The organism is Nonomuraea sp. NPDC004354 (genome assembly GCF_053602555.1).
Genome location: NZ_JBSGDV010000001.1, coordinates 1,191,514 through 1,217,560 on the forward strand (window position 1 = coordinate 1,191,514; position 26,047 = coordinate 1,217,560).

At 72.8% G+C, this 26,047-nt stretch carries 24 protein-coding genes and 1 riboswitch; of the genes, 23 read left to right on the plus strand and 1 reads right to left on the minus strand.

Translation table 11 applies throughout. The annotated features are described in order from the left end of the window. Position 1: 1 nt before the first annotated feature. The 15 genes from ACWENQ_RS05575 to ACWENQ_RS05645 all read left to right on the plus strand — a co-directional run bounded on the left by ACWENQ_RS05575 (position 2) and on the right by ACWENQ_RS05645 (position 17,574). The gene (locus ACWENQ_RS05575) at positions 2-868 is read left to right on the plus strand and encodes a dihydroorotate dehydrogenase electron transfer subunit (RefSeq protein ID WP_449921443.1); all 867 of its coding nucleotides are present in this window, start codon (positions 2-4) and stop codon (positions 866-868) included. Beyond that, complete coding sequence (locus ACWENQ_RS05580; protein WP_354910215.1) at positions 858-1,835, plus strand: dihydroorotate dehydrogenase; 978 nt, start codon at positions 858-860, stop codon at positions 1,833-1,835. Before ACWENQ_RS05575 ends, ACWENQ_RS05580 begins: the two co-directional genes overlap by 11 nt. After that, positions 1,832-2,521, plus strand: coding sequence for an orotidine-5'-phosphate decarboxylase (pyrF, locus tag ACWENQ_RS05585; protein WP_354910218.1), 690 nt, complete (start codon positions 1,832-1,834; stop codon positions 2,519-2,521). The genes ACWENQ_RS05580 and pyrF overlap by 4 nt, the downstream gene beginning before the upstream one ends. 465 nt (positions 2,522-2,986) lie before the next feature. Then, complete coding sequence (gene mihF, locus ACWENQ_RS05590) at positions 2,987-3,310, plus strand: integration host factor, actinobacterial type (RefSeq protein ID WP_183658973.1); 324 nt, start codon at positions 2,987-2,989, stop codon at positions 3,308-3,310. Positions 3,311-3,448: 138 nt separating this feature from the next. Next, positions 3,449-3,985 carry a guanylate kinase gene (gmk, locus tag ACWENQ_RS05595; RefSeq protein WP_452412989.1) on the plus strand — a complete coding sequence of 179 codons (537 nt, stop codon included), beginning with the start codon at positions 3,449-3,451 and terminating at the stop codon, positions 3,983-3,985. A gap of 24 nt (positions 3,986-4,009) precedes the next feature. Continuing rightward, complete coding sequence (gene rpoZ, locus ACWENQ_RS05600; protein ID WP_449921108.1) at positions 4,010-4,279, plus strand: DNA-directed RNA polymerase subunit omega; 270 nt, start codon at positions 4,010-4,012, stop codon at positions 4,277-4,279. Between the two features lie 7 nt (positions 4,280-4,286). Further along, the gene (coaBC, locus tag ACWENQ_RS05605) at positions 4,287-5,486 is read left to right on the plus strand and encodes a bifunctional phosphopantothenoylcysteine decarboxylase/phosphopantothenate--cysteine ligase CoaBC (protein WP_449921105.1); all 1,200 of its coding nucleotides are present in this window, start codon (positions 4,287-4,289) and stop codon (positions 5,484-5,486) included. Between the two features lie 649 nt (positions 5,487-6,135). Beyond that, positions 6,136-6,504 (plus strand): hypothetical protein, encoded by a 369-nt coding sequence (locus ACWENQ_RS05610; protein WP_354910222.1) that lies wholly within the window; start codon positions 6,136-6,138, stop codon positions 6,502-6,504. Positions 6,505-6,633: 129 nt separating this feature from the next. Then, a complete protein-coding gene (gene metK, locus ACWENQ_RS05615; RefSeq protein ID WP_354910224.1) occupies positions 6,634-7,821 on the plus strand; it encodes a methionine adenosyltransferase in 1,188 nt (395 codons plus the stop codon). A 1,078-nt stretch (positions 7,822-8,899) separates the two neighbouring features. Continuing rightward, positions 8,900-11,500, plus strand: coding sequence for a primosomal protein N' (locus ACWENQ_RS05620; protein WP_452412962.1), 2,601 nt, complete (start codon positions 8,900-8,902; stop codon positions 11,498-11,500). A 49-nt stretch (positions 11,501-11,549) separates the two neighbouring features. Next, positions 11,550-13,157 (plus strand): hypothetical protein, encoded by a 1,608-nt coding sequence (locus ACWENQ_RS05625; RefSeq protein ID WP_452412963.1) that lies wholly within the window; start codon positions 11,550-11,552, stop codon positions 13,155-13,157. 23 nt (positions 13,158-13,180) lie between these two features. Next, positions 13,181-14,488 carry a hypothetical protein gene (locus ACWENQ_RS05630; RefSeq protein ID WP_354910232.1) on the plus strand — a complete coding sequence of 436 codons (1,308 nt, stop codon included), beginning with the start codon at positions 13,181-13,183 and terminating at the stop codon, positions 14,486-14,488. A 115-nt stretch (positions 14,489-14,603) separates the two neighbouring features. Then, entirely contained in the window at positions 14,604-15,152 is a 549-nt protein-coding gene (gene def / locus ACWENQ_RS05635) for a peptide deformylase (protein ID WP_354910234.1), read from the plus strand. Positions 15,153-15,154: 2 nt separating this feature from the next. Then, on the plus strand, positions 15,155-16,084 hold the full coding sequence (gene fmt / locus ACWENQ_RS05640; RefSeq protein ID WP_452412964.1) for a methionyl-tRNA formyltransferase: 930 nt from the start codon (positions 15,155-15,157) through the stop codon (positions 16,082-16,084). Beyond that, positions 16,084-17,574 (plus strand): RsmB/NOP family class I SAM-dependent RNA methyltransferase, encoded by a 1,491-nt coding sequence (locus ACWENQ_RS05645; RefSeq protein ID WP_452412965.1) that lies wholly within the window; start codon positions 16,084-16,086, stop codon positions 17,572-17,574. The genes fmt and ACWENQ_RS05645 overlap by 1 nt, the downstream gene beginning before the upstream one ends. A 3-nt stretch (positions 17,575-17,577) precedes the next feature. Here ACWENQ_RS05645 and ACWENQ_RS05650 read toward each other — a convergent pair whose 3' ends face one another. Further along, a complete protein-coding gene (locus tag ACWENQ_RS05650) occupies positions 17,578-17,997 on the minus strand; it encodes a VOC family protein (protein ID WP_449921086.1) in 420 nt (139 codons plus the stop codon). Positions 17,998-18,103: 106 nt separating this feature from the next. Between ACWENQ_RS05650 and ACWENQ_RS05655 the strand changes: the two genes are divergently transcribed. From ACWENQ_RS05655 to ribH, 8 genes are all read left to right on the plus strand, one after another. Beyond that, entirely contained in the window at positions 18,104-19,087 is a 984-nt protein-coding gene (locus ACWENQ_RS05655) for a helix-turn-helix transcriptional regulator (RefSeq protein ID WP_452412966.1), read from the plus strand. A 191-nt stretch (positions 19,088-19,278) separates the two neighbouring features. After that, positions 19,279-19,941 carry a ribulose-phosphate 3-epimerase gene (rpe, locus tag ACWENQ_RS05660; protein ID WP_354910246.1) on the plus strand — a complete coding sequence of 221 codons (663 nt, stop codon included), beginning with the start codon at positions 19,279-19,281 and terminating at the stop codon, positions 19,939-19,941. A 494-nt stretch (positions 19,942-20,435) separates the two neighbouring features. Then, positions 20,436-21,197, plus strand: coding sequence for an oxygenase MpaB family protein (locus ACWENQ_RS05665; protein WP_452412967.1), 762 nt, complete (start codon positions 20,436-20,438; stop codon positions 21,195-21,197). A gap of 414 nt (positions 21,198-21,611) precedes the next feature. Next, positions 21,612-21,742: riboswitch (FMN riboswitch) on the plus strand. A gap of 154 nt (positions 21,743-21,896) precedes the next feature. Further along, positions 21,897-23,165: a bifunctional diaminohydroxyphosphoribosylaminopyrimidine deaminase/5-amino-6-(5-phosphoribosylamino)uracil reductase RibD gene (ribD, locus tag ACWENQ_RS05670; RefSeq protein ID WP_452412968.1), complete on the plus strand. Its 1,269-nt coding sequence runs from the start codon at positions 21,897-21,899 to the stop codon at positions 23,163-23,165. Beyond that, a complete protein-coding gene (locus ACWENQ_RS05675; protein ID WP_449921076.1) occupies positions 23,165-23,755 on the plus strand; it encodes a riboflavin synthase in 591 nt (196 codons plus the stop codon). Before ribD ends, ACWENQ_RS05675 begins: the two co-directional genes overlap by 1 nt. Continuing rightward, entirely contained in the window at positions 23,752-24,378 is a 627-nt protein-coding gene (gene pnuC, locus ACWENQ_RS05680) for a nicotinamide riboside transporter PnuC (protein ID WP_452412969.1), read from the plus strand. Before ACWENQ_RS05675 ends, pnuC begins: the two co-directional genes overlap by 4 nt. Beyond that, on the plus strand, positions 24,375-25,577 hold the full coding sequence (locus ACWENQ_RS05685; protein ID WP_449921071.1) for a bifunctional 3,4-dihydroxy-2-butanone-4-phosphate synthase/GTP cyclohydrolase II: 1,203 nt from the start codon (positions 24,375-24,377) through the stop codon (positions 25,575-25,577). The genes pnuC and ACWENQ_RS05685 overlap by 4 nt, the downstream gene beginning before the upstream one ends. Beyond that, positions 25,574-26,041 carry a 6,7-dimethyl-8-ribityllumazine synthase gene (gene ribH, locus ACWENQ_RS05690; RefSeq protein WP_449921068.1) on the plus strand — a complete coding sequence of 156 codons (468 nt, stop codon included), beginning with the start codon at positions 25,574-25,576 and terminating at the stop codon, positions 26,039-26,041. The genes ACWENQ_RS05685 and ribH overlap by 4 nt, the downstream gene beginning before the upstream one ends. The last annotated feature ends 6 nt before the right edge of the window (positions 26,042-26,047 follow it).

The window sequence follows — 26,047 nt, forward strand, 5'->3', positions numbered from 1 at the left end:
TCTGGCCGGGACTCCGGTGCAGGTGACTGGCACGGTGCTGACCACGCGCCGGGTCGACGCCTACCATGCGCTGACCGTGGTGGCGCCCGGCGTCGCCGAGCGGTTCCGTCCCGGCCACTTCGTCTCGGTCGCCGTCGGGGGGCCGCGCACCTCGATGGTGACCAGACGCGCGCTGTCCATCCACGACGTCAGCCCCGACTACGGCGGCACGGTGGAGCTCGTCTTCACCGCCACCGGCCCCGGCACGTCGTGGCTGGCCGAGCGGCGCGCCCGTGACACGCTCGACCTGGTGGGGCCGCTGGGGCGGCCCTTTCCGCTGCCCCGCGACCCCGCCGTCTGCGTGCTGGTCGGCGACGAGTACGGCGCGGCGCCGCTGTTCCCGCTGGCCGACGCGCTGATGGAACGCGGCTGCCGCATCGACTTCGTGCTCGGCGCGGCCTCGGCCGACCGGGTGTTCGGCGCGATGCGGGCCCGCAGGATGGCCGAGACCACCACCCTCACCACCGAGGACGGCTCGCTGGGCCTGCGCGGCAAGGTGACCGACGTGCTGCCGTCCGTGATCGCCGACACGCGCGCCGACGCCATCTACGCCTGCGGGCCGATGGCGACGCTGCGCCAGGTCACCGCGGTCGCCATCGAGTTCGACATCCCCGTCCAGGTGGCGGTCGAGGAGGCCATGGCCTGCGGCATCGGGATCTGCATGACCTGCGTCCTGCCCGTCATCGGTGACGACGGCGCCACCAGGATGGTGCGCGCCTGCGCGGAGGGTCCTGTGTTCAGAGGCGAACGCGTGCGGTTCGAGGACGTGGGAACGATCCCGTTCGACGCGCTCGGCGCCCCCGGCGGTGGAGCGCGTCATGTCGGTTGACATGCGGACCTTCCTGGCCCACGTCGAGCTCGCCAACCCGGTCACGACCGCGGCGGGCTGCGCGGGCTCGGGCAGGGAGCTGGCCCAGTTCTTCGACCTGCACCGTCTCGGCGCGCTGGTCACCCGGTCGATCACGATGGCCCCGCGGGCGGGCAGGCCCACCCCGCGGATGGCCGAGACGCCCTCGGGCATGCTCAACGCCGTGGGCCTGCAGGGGCCGGGCATCGACGCCTTCCTCGAACGCGAGCTGCCGTGGCTGGCCCAGCGCGGCATCAAGACCGTCGTCTCGATCGGCGGCGGCACCGTGGCCGAGTACGCGGCGCTGGCCCGCCGGCTCACCGACGCGCCCGGCGTGACCGCGATCGAGGTCAACCTCGCCTGTCCCAACATCGAGGACCGCGGCCGGGTCTTCGCCCGCGACGGCGGCGCCGCCGCCGAGGTGATCGCCTCGGTGCGCTCGGTCATGCGCTACGACGTGCCGGTGGTGGCCAAGCTCTCGCCGGACGTGGCCGACGTCGTTGCGGTCGCCCGCGCCTGCGTCGACGCGGGGGCCGACGCGCTCTCCATGATCAACAACCCGCTCGGCATGGCCATCGACATCGACGCGCTCAAGCCGTCCCTCGCCGCCGGCACCGGAGGGCTGTCCGGGCCGGCGATCCTGCCGCTCGCCGTACGGTGCGTGTGGCAGGTCCACGCCGCCATCCCCGGCGTGCCCATCATCGGCGTCGGCGGCGTGGCCAGCGGCCACGACGCCCTCCAGCTCGTCCTCGCAGGCGCCTGCGTGGTCGGGGTGGGCACGGCGCTGTTCCACGACCCCTACGCCTGCCTGCGCATCGAGCGCGAGCTCGAGGAGCTGCTGGCGGCCAGGGGATTCCACCGCCTGGCCGACGCCGTCGGCCTGGCACACCGGCCACCGGGCAGCGCCGCCCGGCACCTGCTCGTCGACTCCGAGGAGAGTTCGCTGTGACGCCCGCACCCATCGCCGTCGCCCTGGACGCACCAGACCTGGAGACCGCGGCCCGCTGGGCTTCGCTGGTGACCCCCCATGTCAGCACCGTCAAGGTGGGCCTCGAGCTCTACCTGCGCTACGGACCCGACGTGATCGCCTCGGTGCAGGGGGCCAGTGGCGTACGGGTCTTCCTCGACCTCAAGCTCCACGACATCCCCAACACCGTGGCCGGGGCCACAAGGGCCGTGGCGCGGCTCAAGCCCGCCATCCTGACCGTGCACGCCGCCGGCGGTCCCGCGATGATCCAGGCGGCCGTGGAGGCCGCTCCGCACACCGAGATCGCGGCGGTCACCGTGCTCACCTCGCTGTCGGCCGCGGACCTCGCCGCGATCGGGATCGCCGGCTCGCCCGAGGACGCGGTGCGCCGCCTGTCGGTGATGGCGGTGGAGGCGGGCGCCAAGGCGCTGGTGTGCTCGCCGCACGAGGTCGCCGGCGTGCGCGCGGCCGTGGGGCCGGACATCACGCTGATCACCCCGGGTGTACGGCCCGCCGGCGCCGACAGCCAGGACCAGGCGCGGGTGGCCACGCCCGAGCAGGCGCTGGCCGACGGTGCCGACCTGCTCGTCATCGGCCGCCCGATCACCGGCTCGGCCGACCCCGGCGCCACGGCGGCCTCGATCGCCGCGTCGCTCCGACGGTCATGATCATCTCTGGAACGGCCGCCTGGGTCAAGTCCACGTCCGCCCCGTCCGTCACATCGCTCGCAGAAGGCTCTTCCGGCCCTGCCGTCGCCTCCGTCCCGACAGTCTGGCCGGCCGCGTCCTGACGCGACCCTTCACCGGGCGATCGACGCGAGGGGCGCGAGGTGTCCGAAACCCCGGCAGGGCCGCCGAATCGGGTCTTCGGCTGTCCGTAAAGGACGGGTCAGGAAGGGGTGTCGGGACCGGTTTCTGTGATCATGATCGCATTCGCGGCGACCCGGTTGACGAACGCTGAAAAGCGCGAAGTAGGGGCATTTTGATCAGCACAGTGTAGCGGTGTGACTTCACAGAGTGAAGAAGTGGACTTTATGGTGAGAGAAACGGCGCTTGACGTTGCTAACGACGTCTTGACCAGCTAGTTTCCCTTGCCGTCCGAGTACATCGCAAAGAAATTCGAGGTGACCCGGCGTGGCTCTTCCTCCCCTGACCCCTGAGCAGCGCGCCGCAGCCCTTGAGAAGGCTGCCAAGGCCCGTAAAGAGCGTGCCGAGGTCAAGAACCGTCTCAAGCACGGCGCGGTTTCTCTGGCTGAGGTGCTCAAGGATGGGCAGACCGACGACGTCATCGGCAAGATGAAGGTGTCGGCTCTGTTGGAGTCGCTCCCCGGCGTGGGCAAGGTCCGCGCCAAGCAGTTGATGGAGCGGCACGCTATCGCCGAGTCCCGCCGCGTGCGGGGTCTCGGCGCGAACCAGAGGGCTGCCCTCGAGCGCGAGTTCGGTGGCAACGAGGGCTAACCTCGGTACCACACGAAATCGCGGGTTCGACGGGGGTACGAGGTGACCGACAGGTCCTGGTCCGAAGGTGAAGGCACGGATCGTGGAGGTTTCGTTCCCCCAGGTGGCGGCGCGCGCCAGCGCGGCGCCACCAGGCGGCTGACGGTCCTTTCCGGGCCGTCAGGCGTCGGCAAGTCCACGGTCGTCGCCGAGCTCCGGCGGGCACACCCCGAGGTGTGGCTGTCGGTCTCGGTGACTACCAGGAAGCCCCGCCCCGGCGAGACCCACGGGGTGGAGTACTTCTTCGCCGACAACGACGAGTTCGACCGGCTCATCGCGGCCGGCGAGCTGCTGGAGTGGGCCGAGTTCGCGGGCAACAGGTACGGCACGCCGAGAAAGGCCGTCCTCGACAAGATCGCGGTGGGTGTGCCCACCCTGCTGGAGATCGACCTCCAGGGCGCCCGGCAGGTGCGTGAGAGCATGCCGGAGGCGCTGCTGGTCTTCCTGGCCCCCCCGACGTGGGAGGAGCTGGAGAAGCGGCTGCGGGGACGCGGCACCGAACCCGAGGACGTCATCGCCCGCCGCCTGGAGGCCGGACGGATCGAGATGGCGGCCGAGAAGGAGTTCGATACCACGCTGGTGAACACGAACGTCCAGGACGTATGCCACAGGCTGATAGCCTTGATGACCGCATAGCATTCCGACGAGAGGTCTGACAACGTGGCAGGCATTGCCCCGACGGCCGAGGGCATCACCAACCCCTCGATCGACTCGCTGCTCGACATCGTCGACAGCAAGTACTCGCTGGTCATCATGGGTGCCAAGCGCGCCCGCCAGATCAACGCCTACTACTCCCAGCTCGGCGAGGGCCTGCTGGAGTACGTCGGCCCCCTGGTCGAGACCCACGCGCAGGAGAAGCCCCTGTCGATCGCGCTTCGCGAGGTCTCCGAGGGTCTCCTCAACGCCGAGCCCATCGAAGGCGCGGTCTGACCCTTCCATGAGGGTCGTCCTTGGCGTCAGCGCGGGCATCGCCGCCTACAAGGCTTGCGAGCTGCTGCGCCTGTTCACCGAGTCGGGCCACGAGGTGCGGGTCGTGCCGACCCGCGACGCGCTGCGGTTCGTGGGCGAGCCCACGTGGGCGGCGCTGTCCGGGCACCCGGTGACCACCGACGTGTGGGACGGCGTGCACGAGGTGCCCCACGTACGGCTCGGCCAGCAGGCCGACCTCGTCGTGGTCGCGCCGGCGACCGCCGACGTCCTGGCCAGGGCCGCCCACGGCCTGGCGGGCGACCTGCTCACCAACACGCTGCTCACCGCCCGGTGTCCCGTGGTGTTCGCACCCGCGATGCACACCGAGATGTGGGAGCACCCGGCGACCCGGGCCAACGTCGCCGTCCTGCGCGAGCGGGGGGCCATCGTCATCGACCCCGCCGTCGGCCGCCTCACCGGCGCCGACACCGGTCCCGGCCGGCTGCCCGATCCCGCGGAGATCTTCGAGATCTGTCGCCGCGTCATGGCCGGCCGTCCACGCGACCTGGCGGGACGCAAGGTCGTCATCTCGGCCGGCGGCACCCGCGAGGCCCTCGACCCCGTCCGCTACCTCGGCAACCGCTCCTCCGGGCGGCAGGGATACGCGCTGGCCCGCACGGCGGTCGCGCGCGGCGCCGAGGTGACGCTCGTCGCGGCCAACGTCTCGCTCGGCGACCCGGCGGGCGCCAAGGTCGTCAGGGTCGAGTCGGCGATCGAGCTGCGTGACGCCGTGCTGTCGGCCGTGGCCGACGCCGACGCGGTCGTCATGGCGGCGGCCGTGGCCGACTTCAGGCCCGCCGTGCGCCACGACTCCAAGATCAAGAAAACGTCGGCCGAGCCCGAGCCGATCGACCTGGTCAAGAACCCCGACATCCTCGCCGAGCTGGGCGAGCGGCGGCGCGCGGCCGGGCCCGGCGCGGGGCCCGCGGTGATCGCCGGGTTCGCGGCCGAGACCGACGACGTGCTGGCCAACGGCAAGGCCAAGCTCGCCCGCAAGGGATGCGACCTGCTGGTGGTCAACCAGGTGGGCGAGGGGCTGGCCTTCGGCACGCCCGACAACGCCGCGGTCATCCTGGCCGCCGACGGGTCCCAGGTCGAGGTCGGGCGCGGGCCCAAGGAGGACCTGGCCGACGCCGTATGGGACCTGATCGCCGCCCGCCTCTCCTGACCCGCCGCCCGCTTGATAGGGACGGCACGCGCGCTCGGGTGTGACCCTGTGAGGGTGACGGCACCCGCGGCGCTTCGCCACGTCCCCGCGCCCGGATCCGGCCCGCGGTAGCCTCACGCTCACACGCGGGTGTGGTGGCGCTCCGCCGGGCTCGCCACCCCCGCCCAGCTCCATGGCCAAGCGCGCCGGGACCCCGGGGCGGGCGCGCCGGATCCCGGGGTTCCTGGGCGCTCGAATCCCGTGGTTCTTGCGCGCTCGAAGCCGGGCGTCCCTGCGCGCTTGAGTTCCCGGCGTCCCTGCATGCTTGAGTCCCGGGCGTCCCTGCGTGCTTGGGCTCCCGGGCGTCCCTGCGTGCTTCAGCCCCGGGCGTCCCTGTCTGCTTGACCCCCTGGCGTCCCCGCGTGCCCGAAGCGGCTCCGGCGGCCCGTGACCGCCGCGTTTCGAAGGAGGGCCGGGCTCGCCGCTGCCCCGGGTGGCGCGCGTGGCCCCGCCGGGCCGTACAGCGAGACCGGCGCGGGGCCGCTGCTCCCTCGGCGCGCTTGGCCCCCGGGGCGCTGACCTTCGGGAAGCGACATGGGCGGTTACCTGATCACCTGTTGCGGCGTCCCCCGCCGCCTGCCAATACTGAGGGTCGGCGAGGGGGGATGGGATGCCGGTGACGTCGGCTGTCAGGGATCGCTGCAGGGCTCTGCTGCGCCAGGGGGAGGAGATCCGCTATGTCTTCCCCGCGCTCTCGATAGGCCCGCCCGGCGTCGCCAACTTCCTCATCGTCGTCACCGACCAGTCGGTGTCCGTCCTGGCCACCAGGACGCTGAGGAACGACCGGCCGGTGTCGCTCTACGCCGCCTTCCCCCGTGCCACCAGGCTCGGGCCGATCACGATGGCGCCCAGCCCGGTCATCCAGGTGGGCCAGATGTTCTTCGAGTTCGAGGAGGAGTACGCCGCGGTCGTCGCCGCGGCCGACGCCGAGGTGTTCGAACCCGACACCCTGCCCCACGATCCGCTTCCCTACCTATGACAAGCGGCAGAATGGGAGCAGTTTCGCGGCACACGGGCATGTCGGGCTACACTTCGGCGATGGCCCCGGCGTGCCCTGCCCGCCCGAGCCACACCACCGTCAGCAGCCGCTGCATGAGGAGCCACTGAGTTGTCACGTCGCCTGTTCACCTCCGAGTCGGTCACCGAAGGCCACCCGGACAAGATCGCCGACCAGATCAGTGACGCGATTCTCGACGCCATGCTCAAGGACGACCCCAGGTCCCGGGTCGCCGTCGAGACGCTGATCACTACCGGCCAGGTCCACGTCGCAGGCGAGGTGACGACCGAGACCTACGTCGACATCGCCGGCGTCATCCGCGAGAAGATCCTCGAGATCGGGTACGACGCCTCCCACAAGGGCTTCGACGGCGCCTCCTGCGGTGTGTCGGCCTCCATCGGCGCCCAGTCGCCCGACATCGCCCAGGGTGTCGACGACGCCTACGAGCACCGTGTCGAGGGCGATGTCGACGAGCTCGACCGTCAGGGTGCCGGCGACCAGGGTCTGATGTTCGGCTACGCCTGCCGCGAGACGCCCGAGCTGATGCCGCTGCCGATCACGCTCGCGCACAGGCTCGCCCGCCGCCTGTCCGAGGTGCGCAAGTCCGGCCTGGTGCCCTACCTGCGTCCCGACGGCAAGACCCAGGTCACGATCGAGTACGACGGCGACAAGCCGGTCCGTCTCGACACGGTCGTGGTCTCCACGCAGCACGCGGCGGAGATCGACCTCAAGGAGATGCTGACGCCCGACATCAAGGAGCACGTGGTCGACTACGTGCTCGCCGGGATCGACATCGACACCGAGGGCTACCGGCTGCTGGTCAACCCGACCGGCAGGTTCGAGATCGGCGGCCCCATGGGCGACGCCGGACTGACCGGCCGCAAGATCATCGTCGACACGTACGGCGGCATGGCCCGCCACGGCGGCGGCGCCTTCTCCGGCAAGGACCCGTCCAAGGTCGACCGCTCGGCCGCCTACGCCATGCGCTGGGTCGCCAAGAACATCGTCGCCGCCGGCCTGGCCGACCGGGCCGAGGTCCAGGTCGCCTACGCCATCGGCAAGGCGGAGCCGGTGGGCGTCTTCGTCGAGACGTTCGGCACCGAGAAGGTCCCCGTGGAGAAGATCCAGGAGGCCGTGACCCAGGTGTTCGACCTGCGTCCCGCCGCGATCATCCGCGACCTCGACCTGCTGCGCCCGATCTACTCCGAGACCGCCGCCTACGGCCACTTCGGCCGTGAGGGCTTCTCGTGGGAGTCGACCGACCGCGCCGCCTCCCTCCGCCAGGCCGCCGGCCTCTGACGGACGCCCGCTTCCGGGCCGCCGGTCTTCCGGCCCCGGACGCGGTCGTTCCTCGCGCCGCGGGTCCGCCGGTCGCGGACCCGCCTTCGCGGTGCGGGGCGTGGGCTCCTCTGGCCGGGCGTGCCATCGCGTGGTGGCGCCGTCCAGTGCGTCGCGGGGCGTCCTCCGATGATCGGACCGTCTCGCGTCACGGCGCGCCGTCTTGGACCGTCTGGCGTCATGGGTGTCGGTCCCGGATCGGATCGTCTGGCGTCATGGGTTCCGGTTCCGGATGGGATCGCCTGACGTCATGGGGTGCCGGTCTCGGGCCGGATCGTGTGGCGTCATGGGTGTCGGTCCCGGATCGGGTGTTTCGCGACAGTGGTGCCGGTCTGAGATCGGAGTGCTTCGCATCACGCGAGGCGCGGCCGTCCAGTGTGCTCTTGCGCCGATGTGACGCGCGAGGGACGTCGATCTCCGGCCGGTCGGCGTTGAGCGTCGACGGGAGGCCGCCGGTCTACACCGGTGGAGCGTGGGGACCGTCGACTCCCGACCGGTCGGTGTTCGTCATCGGGCCGCGGGGACTGTCAGTCTCCGGCGGCCCGTTCGCGTCTCAGCGCCCCGGAGGACAGGGATCGCGCCTGGGCGGCTGGTATCGGCAACCTTGGGGCCGCCGGCTCCCGGTGAGCGGCTGTCGGGTCGCTTGAGGTCGCCGACTCGTGGTCAGGCCGGTCGTCGGTTCGCTTGGGGCCGGTGGTTCGTCAGAGCGGCTGTCGGGTTGGTTGAGGCCGGTGGTTCGCCAGAGCGACCGTCGGTTCGCTTGAGGCCGGTGGTTCGTTGGGTTCGCTTGAGGCGGTGGTTCGTCGGAGCGGCCGTCGGGTCGCTTGGTGCGGCCTCCGGGGCGGTCGGTCCCCGACGGGGAGTAGCGGTGGGCACCGTGGGTCTTCCACGGCCGGTATCCGGCACGACCACGTGCGGCTCGGGTTGTTCTCCTGATGATGCCGCACTCCAGCAGGGGTGCGGTCGCGTCGTCGCAGGGCGGGTTCCGCGTCCGGCGCGAGCCGACCGGCGGGTGCGCCGCATCTGGTAGACGTAGTCTGTGACCGACTCCGACGACGCCCTTCTGCCCCTCGAGGCTGTACGACCCGCGGAGTCGGCCAAGCGCGACCTGGGCGCCCCTGTGGCGGCCGCTGAGCTTCCCGTGGCCAGGGTGGTGGTCGACAGCCCGCTGCCGCATCTCGACAGGCCGTTCGACTATCTGGTGCCCGAGACGATGGATCGTGACGCCGTGCCCGGGGTGCGGGTGCGGGTGCGGTTCGCCGGCAAGCTGGTCGACGGGTTCCTGGTGGAGCGCCTGGCGGGCAGCGAGCACGAGGGGCGGCTGATGGCGCTCGAACGCGTCGTGTCGCCCGAGCCGGTGCTCACGCCCGAGATCGCCGGGCTGGCGCGCGGCGTCGCCGACCGCTACGCGGGGACGATGGCCGACGTGCTGCGCCTCGCGATCCCGCCCCGGCACGCTCGCGTGGAGTCCGAGCCCGCGGCGCCTGCCGTCCGGGGGCGGAAGGCCGATCTGGCCGCTCCAGCGGCGGCCACGCCGACCGGCTCCGCAACCCCGGGAACCGACGACCTCGGGGGCCCGGCGGGGGCCATGACGGCCGGTGCCGCCACTCCGGCGGCCGGCGACCTCGGCAGCCCGGCGGCGGCCACGATGACCGGCCCTGCGACCCCGGCAGGCGACGACCTCGGCGCCAAGGCGGCGGCCCCAGGAGGCGGCCTCGCCGCCCCTGCCGGAGGTACGGCGAGCGAACCCCTCGACCCCGCCACGGCCACGCCCGGCGGCCCCGTCGACCCGGTTGGGACCATGGCGAACGGCCCCGTCACGCCGGCGCGGGAGGCGGCGAGCGACTCCGCCTACCCCGCCACGGCGAGCGACTCCGTCGTCTCCGCCAAGGCGAGCGGTCCCGTCATGCCGGTCAGGGGCGCGGCCGGCGGTCCCGCCGTTGCGGCGAAGGAGCCGCCAGCGGACCAAGGCGCCGGAGGCGACGCGACGCGGGACGATCCCACCAGCGGGAACCACCCGGATCGCCCATCCGGCACCGGGGCGGGAAACGGGAGCGCCTGGGATCCGTACCCCATGGGCGCCTCCTTCCTCGACGCCCTCGCCAACGGCAGGTCGCCGCGAGCCGTCTGGAGCGCCCTGCCCGGCGGCGTCGGCTGGACCCGTCCCGTGGCCGAGGCCGTCAGGGCGACGCTGGACGGCGGCAGGGGCGCGGTCGTCGTCGTCCCCGACGGCAAGGACGTCACGCTCGCCGACCAGGCGCTGTCCGACGTGCTCGGCCCCGGCAGGCACGTCGCCCTCACCGCCGACCTCGGTCCCGCCGAGCGCTACCGAAGGTGGCTGCGCGTGCTGCGCGGCCAGGTGAGGGCGGTCGTCGGCACCAGGGCGGCGATGTTCGCCCCGGTGGAGAAGCCTGGCCTGCTGGTCATCTGGGACGACGGCGATGACCTGCACGCCGAGCGGCTGGCCCCCTACCCGCACGCCAGGGAGGTGCTGGCGCTGCGCGCCCACCGGACGGGTGCGGGCATGCTCATCGGCGGTTACTCCCGTACGGCGGAGTCCACCCAGCTCATCGCCGCCGGGTGGGCCAGGCCCATCGTGGCGGGCAGGCAGGCGATCAGGTCGGTCGCGCCGCGCGTACGGCCCGCGGGGGAGGACGGCGAGCTCGCCAAGGACCAGGCGGCGCGCGCCGCCAGGCTGCCCAGCCTCGCCTGGCGGGCCCTGCAGCAAGGGTTGGCCGACGGGCCCGTGCTCGTGCAGGTGCCGCGGCGCGGCTACCTTCCCTCGCTGGCCTGCCGTACGTGCAGGGCGCCGGCCAGATGCGTACACCCGCCGACCCGCGCGACGATCACGGGGGAGCAGCTGTGTCACGGGCCGCTGGCGCTGCGCGGCGGGCACGCGGCGCCGTACTGCCGGTGGTGCGGGCGGATCGCGGGGGACTGGCGCTGTCCCACGTGCGGTGACAGCAGGATCCGCGCCTCGGTGGTGGGCGCCCGGCGCACCGCCGAGGAGCTGGGGCGCGCCTTCCCCTCGGTTCCGGTGAAGACCTCGGGACGCGACGGCGTGCTGGCGACGGTGGGTCCGGGGCGCGCGCTGGTGGTGGCCACGCCGGGCGCCGAGCCCGTGCCTGAGGGCGGCTACGCGGCGGCGGTGCTGCTGGACGGGTGGGCGATGCTGGGCAGGGCCGACCTGCGGGCCGCGGAGGAGGCCGTGCGGCGCTGGATGAACGCCGCCGCGCTGCTGCGGCCGCGGGCCGAGCTGGTGGTGCTGGCCGACGCGGCGATGCCGGCCGTCCAGGCGCTGCTGCGCTGGGACCCGGTCACCCACGCCGAGCGGGAGCTGGCCGAGCGGCGCGAGCTCGGCTTCCCTCCCGCGGTGCGCATGGCGACGCTCACGGGCACGCCGGCGGCGGTCAGGGAGATGCTCGGCGAGGTACGGCTGCCGCCGGAGGCGCAGGTGCTCGGCCCCGTCCCGGTGGAGACGCGGCGCGCCGAGGGCGAGCAGGAGCGCGCGATGATCCGGGTGCCGAGAGCCCTGGGGCAGCAGTTGGCAACGGCGTTGAAAGGGGCGATGGGGGTGCGTGCGGCACGCAAGGCGCAGGAAGTCGTGAGGGTAAGTGTTGACCCTCTCGACCTGATATAGCCCGTTTCCCCGATTCGCGCGGGCGTAGGTAACCCGTTAGCGTCACCCTGTGTCGATCGAATGGGTGAACCGAGCCATCGACGATCTGCGCGCCTGGGGCCGGGCGCACGAAGTCGACGTGGACGCGGACGAGATCCGCCTGCTCTGCGACTACGCCAGCGACTATCTCAACGTGACCCAGCTCGGCGGGTTCACGCCCGCCACGTTCGAAGAGCTGCTGCTGTCCATCTATCCGCGCAAGGTCATCGCGCCGCCGGAGAGCGCGCAGGAGACCGTCGCGGCCTCCGGCACGCTCGTCGACTTCCTGCTCGACCGCGGCGAGATCGCGGCCGGGATCGCGGCGGAGATGCGCGCCAAGCTGGCCGAGATCGAGCCGGAGATGGTCACCGCGCTGGCCGACCCGGCCAACTTCGGCATGGCCAAGAGCCTGTTCAGCGCGATCGGGCCGGAGTCGCTCGAGCAGTCGATCGCCATCCCCGCCGGCGAGCTGTCCGAGCCGCCCGAGCTGGGCGAGGCGCCGTGCGACTGCCCGGCCTGCGCGCCGCTGCCGGCCGTACGGCTGGCGCCACGGCACGAGCTGGTGGCGGCGCTGGAGGAGGTGCCGATCCTGGCCGAGGCCCGGCGGCTGCGCGCCTGGGTGGCCGAGCGGGGCTCCACGCCGACCGTGAAGGGGCGGCTGCGGGTCAAGGACGCCGCGGCGGCGCCCGTGCCGTACCCGCGGCTGTTGTGGGACCTCGGACGGCTGCCGCGCTCCGACGACCCGCTGGAGACGTGGGCGCGCACGGTGGAGTTCCTGCTGGACAAGGACACCGGCGGCCAGGTCACCGGCTCGGCCGAGCTCGACGAGGAGCTCTACGACCTGTTCGACATGCTCTACCGCCTGCAGACCCCGGCGCCGGTGAGCGTCGTCGAGGAGTTCCTGGAGGAGCTGACCGACTACAGCGGGGCCGACGTCGAGACCGCGCTCGACCGGCTGGCCCACTGCGGGCTGCTCGACCGCGCGGGTGACGTCGTCGTCCTCACCCCTCTGGCCGGCTACGGCATGCGCCGCCTCTACCTGGGCCACGGCCTCGACGCGCCCGAGGCCGAGGACCTCGCCGAGGCCGACGCGATGGGCCTGATCGAGGGGCTGCTGTCCGGTGTCCCGACGGAGCTGGCCGAGGACGACATCCAGCGCTGGCTGGCGCGCAGGAGCCCGGCCGAGGCCGCGGGCGAGCTGCTGTCGGCCGCCGGTGGCGCGCCGGCGGTGGCCCGCGGCATCGCGGTCACCATCGTCGACCAGCTCGACTCGGCGGCCGAGAGCGCGGTCAGGGCGTGCCTGGAGGACCAGGAGCTGCGACCGCACGCCATCCACTGGCTGACCGCCCGAGGCCTGCCCGCGCCGCCGCTCACCCAGGAGGAGCTGCTGTGGGTGAGCGTCGACATGCTGGCCCTGGCGATGCCCGCCGCCGAGGAGGACCCGGAGATCTTCGCCGAGAACATCACCGCCTCGGGGCCGCCCGCCCACCTGATCGAGGAGATGTGGCGGGTCGACCATCCCGACGTCGTCGAGGTGCTCGAACTGCTCGGCCGGTCCATCCCCGACGGCACCCTGGCCAAGGCCGCCAGGAAGGCCGCCTTCAAGGCCCGCTCCCGCGCGATCGGTACCTCCATGTGACGGCTGTGCAGTAAGTTTTCTGAGTGGCAAACAACGTCTTCGACCTCACCGAGCTGCGCAAGCCTCCTCAGATCGAGGACAAGCGCGTCGAAGGCCTGGTCTTCCCGCCGGTCGCCCTGGCGTCCGACGCCGACCTGGCCAGAGCCGTGCCGAAGGTGCCGCTGGTCGCCGACGCGCTGCGCCTGACGGCGTGGACGGGCACCCGTCCCGTCACCGAGCACGGCCTGCTGTCCGCGGCCGACGCGGAGGCGGCCGTGGCCGAGCTCGGCCTGGAGGCCTCGCGGCTGCGCCTGCTGTGGGTGGTCGCGGTCAACACCGGCCTGCTGCAGATCATGAGGGGTACGGCCAGCCGTGGCCCGCTCTCGCTCCAGCTACCCGTCGAGGCGACGCTGGAGTTCTGGGACGGCGTGGTGATGGACGTCCTCGACCGCGCCGACGAGGGGCTGACCGGCTCCGCGGTGATCGACGAGCACCTGGCGGAGACGCTGGCCACCGTCTACTCCGTCCGCACCGGGGTGGCCGCCGCCACCCTGGCCAAGGGCATCCTCCACTCCCACGAGGTCGCCTGCGACCCCGGCGCGGCCGAGCTGCGCCACCTGGCGGCCGTCCTGCCCGCCGCGCTCTACGACGCGCTGGCCCTGCTCGAGTACTGCGGACTGGTCGAGCAGACCACCACCGGCCACTTCCGGCTCACCCCGCTCGGGGTGTGGGCGGTCCGCCGTGACCTGCTGCGCGAGGGCCACGACGCGCCGACGGCGGCGGAGGTCGAGGTCTACTCCGACTACGCCGCCGCCGAGCTGGTCGAGGCGATGATCACCGGCGCGGTCACGCCCAGCGTGGTCGCCCACTGGCTGGAGCGCCGCTCGCCCGAGTCGGCCGCGCACGAGCTGGTCCAGGTCGCCGCCACGGGCACGGCGGGCCAGCGCGGCGCGGTCGGCACCGTCCTGGAGGAGCTCGGCCCGGAGGCGGAGCTGCCCGTCCGCAAGGCCCTCGACGAGCCGCTCATGTGGCGCTACGCCGCCTCCTGGCTGCACATCCGCGACCTGCCCGCGCCGCCGCTCACCCCCGACGACCACACCTGGATCGCGATCGACTCGCTGGCCGCGCTCCTCTACGTCGCCGACGCGCCAGGGGCCATGGGCTCCTTCGACGTGCTGGAAGCCGGCGAGGAGCTGGTGCGCATGGTCGGCGAGATGGCCGCGGTCGACCACCCCGACACGGTCGCCGTCCTCGAACTGCTGGCCGACCACCACGGCGACCAGGCGGTGGCCAAGGCGGCGCGGAAGGCGGCGCTGAAGGCCCGCTCGTCGAGGGCGATGCCGATCGGCTAGCCGGGCCGGTGGCAGCGTGGCCGCTGGTCAGTGGCCGTCCGGAAGACGATTCCCTGACCGCGCCTTTCTCACCGGTAAACTGGGGTGATCCCATCTATGCGAAACGGAGTACCCCTTGTCCATTCAGTCGATCCGGCTGTTCGGTGACCCGGTGCTGCGCACCCCGGCGGCCCCGGTCGTCGACTTCGACAAGGAGCTGCGCAAGCTGGTCAAGGACCTCACCGACACGATGATGGACGCGCCAGGCGCGGGTCTCGCCGCCCCGCAGATCGGCGTCGGCCTGCGCGTGTTCACCTACTACATCGACGACCAGCTCGGGCATCTGGTCAACCCCGACCTCGATCTGTCGTCGGAGCTCGACGAGGAGGGTGAGGAGGGCTGCCTGTCCTTCCCCGGGCTGTCGTTCCCGACGCCGCGCGCCATCCGCGCGGTCGCCAAGGGCTTCAACATGCACGGCGAGCCCGTCGTACTGGAGGGCACCGACCTGATGGCCAGGTGCTTCCAGCACGAGACCGACCACCTCGACGGCATCCTGTTCATCGACCGGATGGACCCCAAGCAGCGCAAGCTGGCGATGAAGGAGATCCGCGAGGCGGAGTGGAGCGGGCTGCAGGCGCCCACCGTCAAGTTCTCACCCCACGCCACGGGCGGGAGGGCTCTCTGACGATGCGCCTGGTCTTCGCCGGCACACCCGAGACCGCGCTGCCCTCGCTGCGCGCCCTGATCGACTCGCCGCGCCACGAGGTGGTGGCCGTGATCACCCGCCCGGACGCCCCCGCGGGCCGCGGGCGCGCGCTGCACCCCAGTCCCGTGGCCGAGCTGGCCGCCGCCGAGGGCATCGAGGTGCTGCGTCCGGCCAAGGCCGGCGATCCTGAGTTCCTCGACCAGCTGCGGGAGCTGGCGCCGGACTGCTGCCCGGTAGTCGCCTACGGCGCGCTGCTGCCGCAGGCCGCGCTCGACATCCCTCGTCACGGCTGGATCAACCTGCACTTCTCGCTGCTTCCCGCATGGCGGGGCGCGGCTCCGGTGCAGCACGCCGTCCTGCACGGCGACGAGATCACCGGCGCGGCCACCTTCCAGATCGTGAAGGAGCTCGACGCGGGCCCCGTCTACGGGGTGGTCACCGAGGAGGTCAAGGCCACCGACACCAGCGGCGAGCTGCTGGCCAGGCTGGCCGTCTCGGGTGCGGGTCTGCTGGCCGCGACCCTCGACGGGGTCGAGGACGGCACGCTCGAAGCCAGACCCCAGCCGCTCGACGGGGTGTCGATCGCGCCGAAGATCTCCGTGGACGACGCGCGGATCGACTGGAACGCGTCCGCGATGCGCGTCGACCGGCTGGTGCGCGCCTGCACGCCCAACCCCGGAGCGTGGACCACGTTCCGTGACCAGCGGGTCAAGATCGGCCCCGTACGGCCCGCCGCCTCGGCCGACCGGCTGGCCCCAGGCGAGCTCGTGGTGGGCAAGAACACCGTGCTCGTCGGCACCGGCACCCACCCGGTGGAGCTGGGCGAGGTGCAGCCGCAGGGCAAGCGGCTCATGACGGCGGGGGAGTGGGCGCGCGGGGTGCGCGCCACGGCGGCGGATCGGCTGGCGTGATGGCGGATCGAGGGGCGGCTTCCGGCGGCGGTGGTCCGCGTCGCGGGGGTTCTTCGGGCGGCCGGAGGCCTTCGGGCGGTCCGGGTGGTGCGGGACGGCGCGGCGGGCGGCCACCGGCCCGTGACGAGGCCCGCAACGCCGCCTACGACCTGCTGAGAGCCGTCGACGAGCGCGACGCCTACGCCAACCTGCTCATGCCGCGCCTGCTGCGCGATCGCCGGCTGAAGGGCAGGGACGCCGCCCTGGCCACCGAACTGGCCTACGGCACCCTGCGCGGCCTCGGCAGCTACGACGCGATCATCGCGATGTGCGGCGACCGCGAGCCCGACCCCGCCGTGCGCGACGCCCTGCGCCTGGGCGCCCACCAGCTGCTCAAGATGCGCGTCCCGCCGCACGCCGCCGTCGGCACCACCGTCGACCTGGTACGGCTGCGCATCGGCACCGGCGCCTCCCGCTTCGCCAACGCCGTCCTCCGCAAGATCGCCTCCAGGACGCTCGACGAGTGGATCACGATCGTCGCGCCGTCCGCCGACACCGACCCGGTCGGCCACCTGGCGATCGCCCACAGCCATCCCCGCTGGGTCGTCAGCGCCTTCCGCGACGCGCTCGGCCACGACGCCGGCGAGACGGCCGACCTGCTGGCCGCCGACAACGCAAGGCCGGTGGTGACGCTCGTGGCCAGGCCGGGGCGCAGTTCGGTCGAGGAGCTCGAGGAGTCCGGCGCCGAACCCGGCCGCTACTCGCCGTACGCGGCCTACCTCCCGGAGGGCGACCCCGGGCAGATCCTCGCGGTGGCCGAGACCCGCGCCGCCGTCCAGGACGAGGCGAGCCAGCTCGTCGCGCTCACGCTGACCAGGGTGCCGCTCGACGGGCCCGACGAGCGGTGGCTGGACATGTGCGCCGGCCCCGGCGGCAAGGCCGGCCTGCTCGACGCGATCGCCACGCACGGCGACCTGGCCGCGGCCAAGAGCGGGCAGGTGCCGTTCGCCTTCCCGGGCGGGGCCCGGATGCTGGCCGCCGACGTGCAGTACCATCGGGCCCGCCTGGTCTGGCAGACCACCCGGCAGGCCGCGGTGATCACCGCGGACGGCGCCGAGCCCGCCTGGCGGCCCGGCTCCTTCGACCGCGTGATGCTCGACGCGCCGTGCACGGGGCTGGGCGCCCTGCGCCGCCGCCCGGAGGCCAGGTGGCGGCGTGACCCCGCGAGCGTGGCCGAGCTGGGCGAGCTGCAACGCCGGCTGCTCGACACCGCCCTCGACTCCCTGCGGCCCGGCGGGGTCGTCGCCTACGTCACCTGCTCGCCGCATCTGGCCGAGACCCAGGTGGTGGTGGCCGACACGCTCAAGCGCAGGGACGACGCCGAACAGCTCGACGCCCGCGCCTTCCTGCCCGGGATCGACGGCCTCGGGCAGGGCCCGCACGCGCAGTTCTGGCCGCACCGCCACGGCACGGACGCCATGTTCCTGGCCCTGCTGCGCAGGCGGTCCTGACCGCTATTGCTTCAGCGAGGCCAGCACCTCCAGGTAGTGCGGGTTGACCATGAGGCCGAGGACGTTGCCGAACGGGTCCACGACCGAGGCCGTGCGGAACCCGGCGTCCCCCCAGCTCACCGCCGGCTGGTACTCCTTGGCGCCCATGGAGACCAGCCGCTCCACCGCCGCGTCGAGGTCGTCGACGTGCCAGTAGACGACCGCGCCGCCCGGCTCCGTCGCGGCGCCCTCGGGGGCGTAGCCGCTCTGGCACAGGCCGAACTCGTGCTGGTAGTCGCCGATGCGGTACTCGACGTAGGCGAGGGCGCCGTCGCGGCCGGGCCGCTCGAAGTACGGCTCGATGCCGAACACCTCGGTGTACCACCGCTTGGCGGCCTCCAGGTCGTCGGCCCAGAAGCAGGTGGTGGTGAGGCCTCGCAGCATGGGTGGCTCCTTCGCGTTCTCGGTTCGGTCCCGGTGAGTGACAGGTCTCATTCTTCTCGTCAAAGTGCTCATCAAATGAGCACTTTGTTTTGCGACACTGAGAACCATGCGAGCTGATCGTCTGGTCGCCGCCCTGCTGCTGATGCAGTCGAGGGGCAGGATCACCGCGGCCGAGCTGGCCGAGGAGCTCGAGGTCTCGGTGGCCACCGCCAGACGCGACCTCGAGGCGCTGTCGGCGGCGGGCATCCCCGTCTATCCCCAGCAGGGCAGGGGCGGCGGCTGGTCGCTGCTCGGCGGCGCCCGCACCGACCTCAGCGGGCTGACCGCGGCCGAGGCCCAGGCGCTGTTCCTGCTGGTCGGCCCGGCCGCCGCCATCGCCCCCGAGGTCAAGTCGGCGCTGCGCAAGCTCGTGCGGGCGCTGCCCCAGACGTTCAGGGCCGAGGCCGAAGCCGCCGCCAGCGCCGTCGCCATCGACCCCGCCAGGTGGGGCGAGCACGGCAGGCGGCGGCCCGAACTGGTCGACCTCCTGCAGCGGGCCACCGTCCAGAGGCTGAAGGTCCGCCTGTCCTACGCCGGCCGGTCCAAGGAGCGCACCGAACGCCTCGTCGACCCGTGGGGCCTGGTCGACAAGGACGAGGTGTGGTACCTGCTGGCCGGCACCGACAAGGGGCAGCGCACCTTCAGGGTCGACAGGATCGCCGAGGCGGTCGTGACGGACCAGCCGTTCGAACGGCCCGCCGGCTTCGACCTCACGCAGGCGTGGGAGCGGGTGGTCGACGAGGTGGAGCGGCACCGCTCCACGCTGTCGGCCACCGTGCTCATCCACGCCCGCCTCGTGCCCGTCCTGCGCGACCACTTCGGACGGCACTGCGAGGTGGAGGCCACCCAGGACGACGGGCGGGCCCGGGTCAGGGTCGCGGCGCCGACCCCGCTGATGATCGCCCAGCAGCTGGCGGGATGGGGGGCGCTCGTCGAGGTCGTGGACGGGCCGGAGGTGCGGGCCGAACTCGCCAGGCTCGGCGCCGAACTGGTCGCGCTGCACGGCACGCCGGCCGCCGGATCGCCGCAGGGCCCGGCGCGGGACACCTGACGGCCTGCCGGCGGCGGGATCGGTCCGGGGAATGGCGGCCGGTGGATCGGTCCGGGGGACGGCGGCCGGTGGGATCGGTCCGGGGGACGGCGGCCGGTGGGATCGGTTCGGGGCACGGCGGCCGGTGGGATCGGTTCGGGGGACGGCGGGTGCGGAGCCGCGGGAAGGGCTTCACTACACTCGGGGCCATCATGGCCGTTCAGATCTCTCCCAGCATCCTGTCCGCTGACTTCGCCCGTCTCGCCGACGAGGCCGCCCGCGTGCCGAACGCCGACTGGCTGCACGTCGACGTCATGGACAACCACTTCGTGCCGAACCTCACCCTCGGCCTGCCGGTCGTCGAGGCGCTCCTCAAGGCCACCTCGACGCCGATCGACTGCCATCTGATGATCACCGACCCTGATCGGTGGGCACCCGGCTACGCGGAGGCGGGCGCGGGCAGCGTGACCATCCACGCCGAGGCGGCCAAGGCCCCCGTGCGCACGCTGCGCCAGATCCGCGCCGCGGGAGCCAGAGCGGGCTTCGCGCTCAACCCGGCGACGGCCGTCGAGCCGTACGAGGACCTGCTCGGCGAGATCGACATGCTGCTGCTGATGACGGTGGAGCCCGGGTTCGGCGGGCAGAAGTTCCTCGACGTGGTGCTGCCGAAGATCCGCCGGGCGCGGTCGCTGATCGCCAGGCACGGGGGTCAGATCTGGCTCCAGGTCGACGGCGGGGTGGCGGCCGACACGATCGAGCGGTGCGCCGAGGCCGGGGCCGACGTGTTCGTGGCGGGCAGCGCGGTGTACGGCGCCGCCGACCCGGCCGCGGCGATCGACAAGCTCAGAGACCTGGCCAGCCCGTACGCGGACTGACACCCAGGCTGCCACGCGCCTCCTCGCCCCCACCCCACCCGGCTTGCAGCCTGGTCTGCCCCGCAGCGGGCATCCGGTCTGCCGGGTGGCGGAAACGGCGGGCTTGCGCGGCGTCCGCGGGTGGGGACCACTGTGCCGCGCGGCATGCCTGGGCGGCCCGGTTTGCCGCCGTCTGCCCTGGGTGGCCGGGTCTGCAGCCCCCGGTCTGCCGTGGGGTGGCCGGGTTTGCGGACCGCCCCGACCTGCCCTGCGCGGCCGGGTTCGCAGCGCCACCGCGTGGATGCCCGGCCGACCGCATGATCCGCGGTGTCCCGGCGGATCGGTGCGGTGGTCCCGGCGGGGCGGGACGACCCGGGTGGCGTCCGCGATGCGTGGTGACCGATCAGGGCCGTGGATTAGCGCCGCGCGGAACATAGGTTCATCGCCTCCCGGGTAATTGAACACTTATGGAGGATCACGGGCTGTTCGGGCCGCAATCGGTGACATGGCGGGTGATGGGGGAGCCCATCCTGTTGGTGGGCGGCTTCCGCGCCCTGCTCATGCAGGGCCTGCACCCCAGGGCGATGCGCGGCGTGCTGCAGAACTCCGCGCTCATGGATCCGGCCGAGTCGTGGTCGCGTTTCCAGCGCACGACCGAGTTCGTGAGGGTCCGGACGTACGGCACGCGCGCCGAGGTCGAGCGGGCCGGCGCCAGGGTCAGGAGGATCCACGCCACCCTGACGGCCCTCGACTACGACACCGGGGAGCGCTTCCGCCTCGACGATCCCGAGGCGCTGCGCTGGGTGCACGTCGGCGAGGTCGACTCCTACCTGACGGTGGCCCGCAGGGCGGGGGTGCGGCTGACCGACGACGAGGCCGACGCGTTCGTGGCGGAATGGCGGGCGGCGGCCGAGGTGGTCGGCCTGTCACCGGCGGACGTGCCAGGCTCGGTGGGCGAACTGCAGGACTACATCCGCGCGGCCCGGCCGGGGCTGCGGTTCGTGCCCGAGGCGGCGCATCCGCTGCGGCTGTCGTTCAACGCGCCGCTGCCGTTGCGCCTGACGCCGCTGAAGCCGATGCTGCCGGCGCTGACGCTGCTGGCGTTCGCGACGCTGCCGCGGTGGGCCCGCCGGCTGTACGGGCTGCCCGCGACGCCGGTGGGGGACCTGTGGGCGACCGCGTCGCTGCGGGCGCTGCACACGGGGCTCGGGTTCGTGCCGGCCCAGGTCCGCTACGCCCCGGCAGCCCGCCGCGCCCGCCGCCTCATGGCGGCCTGACCTCCCCACCCCCTGCACGGCACGCCGGGTCACGCGCCTCCGCCCGGCACGTGGACCCGTCCTCCGAAGGGACGCTCCTCGTGCGGCGATGGCCGACCTCCCAACGGCGCCCCCATACCCGACCCTCACCGGACCCGCACCCGCCTGGGCCCGCATCCGCCTGGACTCGTGCTCGCCTGGACCCGCACTCGCCTGGACTCGTGCCCGCCTGGGCCCGCACCCGCATGGCACCCGCACCCGCCGGCCTCGTCCCTGGCCCTGGACCCGACCAGGCACGCCCCGACTTCCGACGAGTTTTTCCCGGAGTGGTGGATGACCTGCGATGATGTAATTGACCAAGCGTTTGTTAGGGTTTGTTGGCGGGGGCGGTCGCGCCGGGCTTTTCGGACATGGCACACTGGGGGAGAACAGAGCTAGCGTGCTCCGGGGTCGGTGAAAGTCCGAACCGGCGGTGACAGTCCGCGACCCGGCCGATGCCATCGGCCGGTTGACTCGGTGAAATTCCGGGACCGACGGTGAAAGTCCGGATGGGAGGAAGCGCGCGGGTGTCCGGTGTTCGCCGGGCGCCTCTGTGGTGCGTGCGTCGCACCCTGACATCCCCCGGGGCCCGCCGTAGCTGAGAGCTACTGGCGAGTAGGAGGTCCGGGGGTGGACGAACCCGCCCAGTCAAGGCCGGGCATTGCCGTACCCACCAAGCGCGTGGACGAGACCGACGCCCTGCACATGGCCAGGGCCGTGCGGCTGGCCGCGCTCGGTCGCGGCACCACGAGCCCCAACCCCGTGGTCGGGTGCGTCATCGTCGACGCGTCGGGAGCGCACGCGGGAGAGGGTTTCCACGCCTACGCGGGCGGACCGCACGCGGAGGTGGTGGCGCTGAGCGAGGCGGGCGAGCGCGCCAGGGGCGGCACCGCCTACGTGACGCTCGAGCCCTGCGCCCACACCGGTCGCACGGGACCGTGCTCCGAAGCGCTGCTGAAGGCGGGCGTCGCCAGGGTGGTGATCGCCGTGCCCGACCCCAACCCGACGGCCGCGGGAGGCGCCGCCCAGTTGCGCGCCCACGGGCTGCAGGTGGAGATCGGGCTGCTCGCAGAGGAGGCCGAGCGCGGCAACGCCGAGTGGCTGACCTTCATCCGGCGCGGCCGGCCCCATGTGACGTGGAAGTTCGCCGCCACGCTGGACGGCAGATCGGCGGCCGAGGACGGCACCAGCCAGTGGATCACCTCGCCCGAGGCGCGGGCGGACGTCCACCGGCTGCGCGCCGAGTCCGACGCGATCGTCGCGGGGATCGGCACCGTTCTGGCCGACGACCCCAGGCTCACGGCCCGCCCGCCCGCGTCCGGCCCGGTCGGGGCATCCCCGACGGCCGCCGCGCCATCGTCGGCCGCACCCGGTCTCGCGGCCGGGTCTGATCCCGGGGCCGGGTCTGGTTCTGCGGCCGGGGGCGGTCCGGCCGTTGTGTCGGGGCCGGTGGATCCGGCGTCACGTCCGGCTGTCCGGGGGCTGGGGCCGGCGGGTGGCGGCGGGCCGTACCGGCAGCCGCTGCGGGTGGTCGTCGACACCGGCGGGCGCACCCCCGTGACCGCCAGGGTCCTGTCGGACGAGGCCCCCACGCTCGTCGTCGTCGCCGACGACGCCGAGACCGACCTGTCCGCCCCCGTGGTTCGCCTGCCGCGGTCGCCGGCCGGCGGGCTGGACCTGCACGCCCTGCTGGCCGAGCTGGCCCGCAGGGGGGTCGTCAGCGTGTTCCTGGAAGGCGGCGCGACCCTCGCCGGTTCTTTCATGAGGGAAGGGCTGATCGATCGCGTCGTCGCCTATCTGGCGCCCGCGCTGCTCGGGTCGGGCGGCGCCGCGCTCGGACAGGCGGGGGTGCGGACGATCGCCGACACCCACCGGTTGGTCTTCGAAGAAGTAACCCCCATCGGGACGGACCTGCGGATCACCGCCCGTCCCGTGACCGAGGAGAGCTGATGTTCACCGGAATCGTGGAAGAACTGGGCGAGATCGTCGCCGTCGAACCCCTGGGCGACGCGGCGAGGCTGGCGGTGCGCGGCAAGCTCGTCACCTCCGACGCCAAGCACGGCGACTCGATCGCCGTCAACGGCGTGTGCCTGACGGTCGTCGACGTCGAGGACGAGGTGTTCACCGTCGACGTGATGCGGGAGACGCTCATCAGGAGCTCGCTCAAGAGCGTCGAGAGCGGCGCGCGGGTCAACCTGGAGCGGGCCGTACGGGCCGATCAGCGGCTGGGTGGGCACATCGTGCAGGGCCACGTCGACGGCACCGGCGTCCTGCTGTCGCGCGAGCCGGGCGAGCGGTGGGACGACGTGCGCTTCTCGCTGCCGGCGGAGCTGAACCGCTACGTGGCCGAGAAGGGCTCGATCGCCGTGGACGGCATCAGCCTGACCGTCACCACCGTCGACGAGGAGAGCTTCGGCGTCAGCCTCATCCCGACCACGCTGGAGCTGACGACCCTGGGCGGCAGGGGCGTCGGCGACGTGGTCAACCTCGAGGTGGACGTGATCGCCAAGTACGTGGAGAAGCTGGTGGTGGCCAAGTGAGCGGCGACTTCACCGTCTTCGGCACGCCCGTCTACTGGACCGACCTGATCGGCAACGCCGCCGCGCTGGCGACGGTCGTGCTGGCCATGCGCAGGTCGGTGTGGACGTGGCCGGTGCAGCTGACCGGCGCGGTGCTGCTGTTCATCGCCTCGGTCAACGCCCACATCACCGGCAACGCGCTCAAGCAGGTGCTGTTCGGCGCGCTGGCCGTCTACGGCTGGTACAAGTGGACCAAGGTCAGGCGCGACGACGGCGGTCTGGCCGTCAGGCCCGCCACGCTGAAGGAGCGTTCGGCGCTCATCGGCACGATGGTGGTCGGCACGGTCGCGGTCGCGCTGCTGTTCACCTGGCTCAACGCGATGGGCTTGGAGATCTCGTGGGCGCCGTGGCCCGACGCCTACATCTTCGTCGGCTCGGCGGTCGCCACGTTCGCGCAGGGCAGGGCGCTGATCGACTTCTGGTGGATCTGGGTGCTGGTCGACCTGGTCGGCGTGCCGCTGGCGTTCACGTCGGGCCTGGTGGTCTCCGGCGTGGTCTACGGCGTCTTCCTCGTGCTGGTCCTGCTCGGCTTCCGCACCTGGCTGAAGCAGTACAGGACGGCGCGGACGGCGGTGCCGGCATGAGCATCGTCTTCGACTCGGTCGAACGCGCCATCCACGACATCCGCGAGGGCAGGCCCGTCGTCGTGGTCGACGACGAGAACCGCGAGAACGAGGGCGACATCATCTTCGCCGCCGCCAAGGCCACGCCCGAGCTGCTGACCTTCACCATCCGCCATACCAGCGGCGTCATCTGCGTGCCGATGGAGGGCAAGGAGCTCGACCGGCTCGGCCTGCCGCTCATGGTGGTCCAGAACAGGGAGCGGATGCGGACCGCCTACACCATCAGCGTCGACGCCCGCGACGGGATCACCACCGGTATCTCGGCGGCCGACCGGGCCAGGACCATCCGCACCCTGGCCGACTCCGCCACCGAGCCCCAGGAGCTGGTACGGCCCGGCCACATCTTCCCGCTGCGCTACCACGAGGGCGGCGTCCTGGTCAGGAGGGGCCACACGGAGGCCGCCGTCGACCTGGCCCGCATGGCGGGGCTCAGCGCGGCCGGTGTGCTGGCCGAGATCGTCAACGACGACGGCACCATGGCCAGGCTCCCCGAGCTGCGCGCCTTCGCCGACGAGCACGACCTCGCGCTCATCTCCATCGAGCAGCTCGTGGACCACCGCCGGCGCACCGAGAGCATGGTGACCAGGGTCGCCGAGACCAGGCTGCCCAACGTCCACGGCGAGTGGCGCGCCTACGGCTACGCCAGCGCGCTCGACGGCGGCGAGCACGTCGCCCTGGTGCTCGGCGAGCTGGGCGACGGCGAGAACGTCCTGGTGCGCGCCCACTCCGAGTGCCTGACCGGCGACGTGTTCGGCTCGCTGCGCTGCGACTGCGGCGTGCAGCTCGACCGCGCGATGGCGGCCATCGCCAAGGAGGGCCGCGGCGTCGTCGTCTACCTGCGCGGGCACGAGGGCAGGGGCATCGGCCTGCTGGCCAAGCTCAAGGCCTACAGCCTGCAGGACAGCGGCAGCGACACCGTCGACGCCAACCTGGAGCTGGGCCTGCCCGTCGACGCGAGAGAGTTCTCCAACGCCGGGCAGATGCTGGCCGACCTCGGCGTCAAGTCGGTCAGGCTGCTCACCAACAATCCGGCCAAGCTGCGCGGCATGGACGGCTACGGCATCAAGGTGCTGGGCCGCGAGCCGATGCCGGTGGCGGCGAACCCGTACAACGAGGCGTACCTGACGGCCAAGCGAGAGCGATTGGGGCACGAGCTGTGAGTGGAGAGGGCAGGCCGGCCGCGGCGCCGGTCGACGCGGAAGGGCTGAGCGTCGGCATCGTGGCGGCCAGCTGGCACGGGAAGATCACCGACCAGCTGGTGGCGCGGGCCGTCCAGGCGGCCCAGGACAGCGGCGCGAACGCCACGGTGGTGCGCGTCGCCGGATCGCTCGAGATCCCGGTCGTGGTCCAGGCCATGGCCAGGAGGCATGACGCGGTGGTGGCGCTCGGCGCGGTGATCCGCGGGGAGACCGCCCACTTCGACTACGTCTGCGACTCGGTCACCGCCGGTCTGACCAGGATCTCGCTCGACGAGGAGACGCCCGTCGGCAACGGCGTCCTCACCTGCGACACCCTCGACCAGGCGCTGGCCAGGAGCGGGCTGCCCGACAGCGTCGAGGACAAGGGCTACGAGTCCACGGTCGCGGCGCTGGAGACGGCGCTGGTGCTGCGCCGGCTGCGGTAGTTTTCC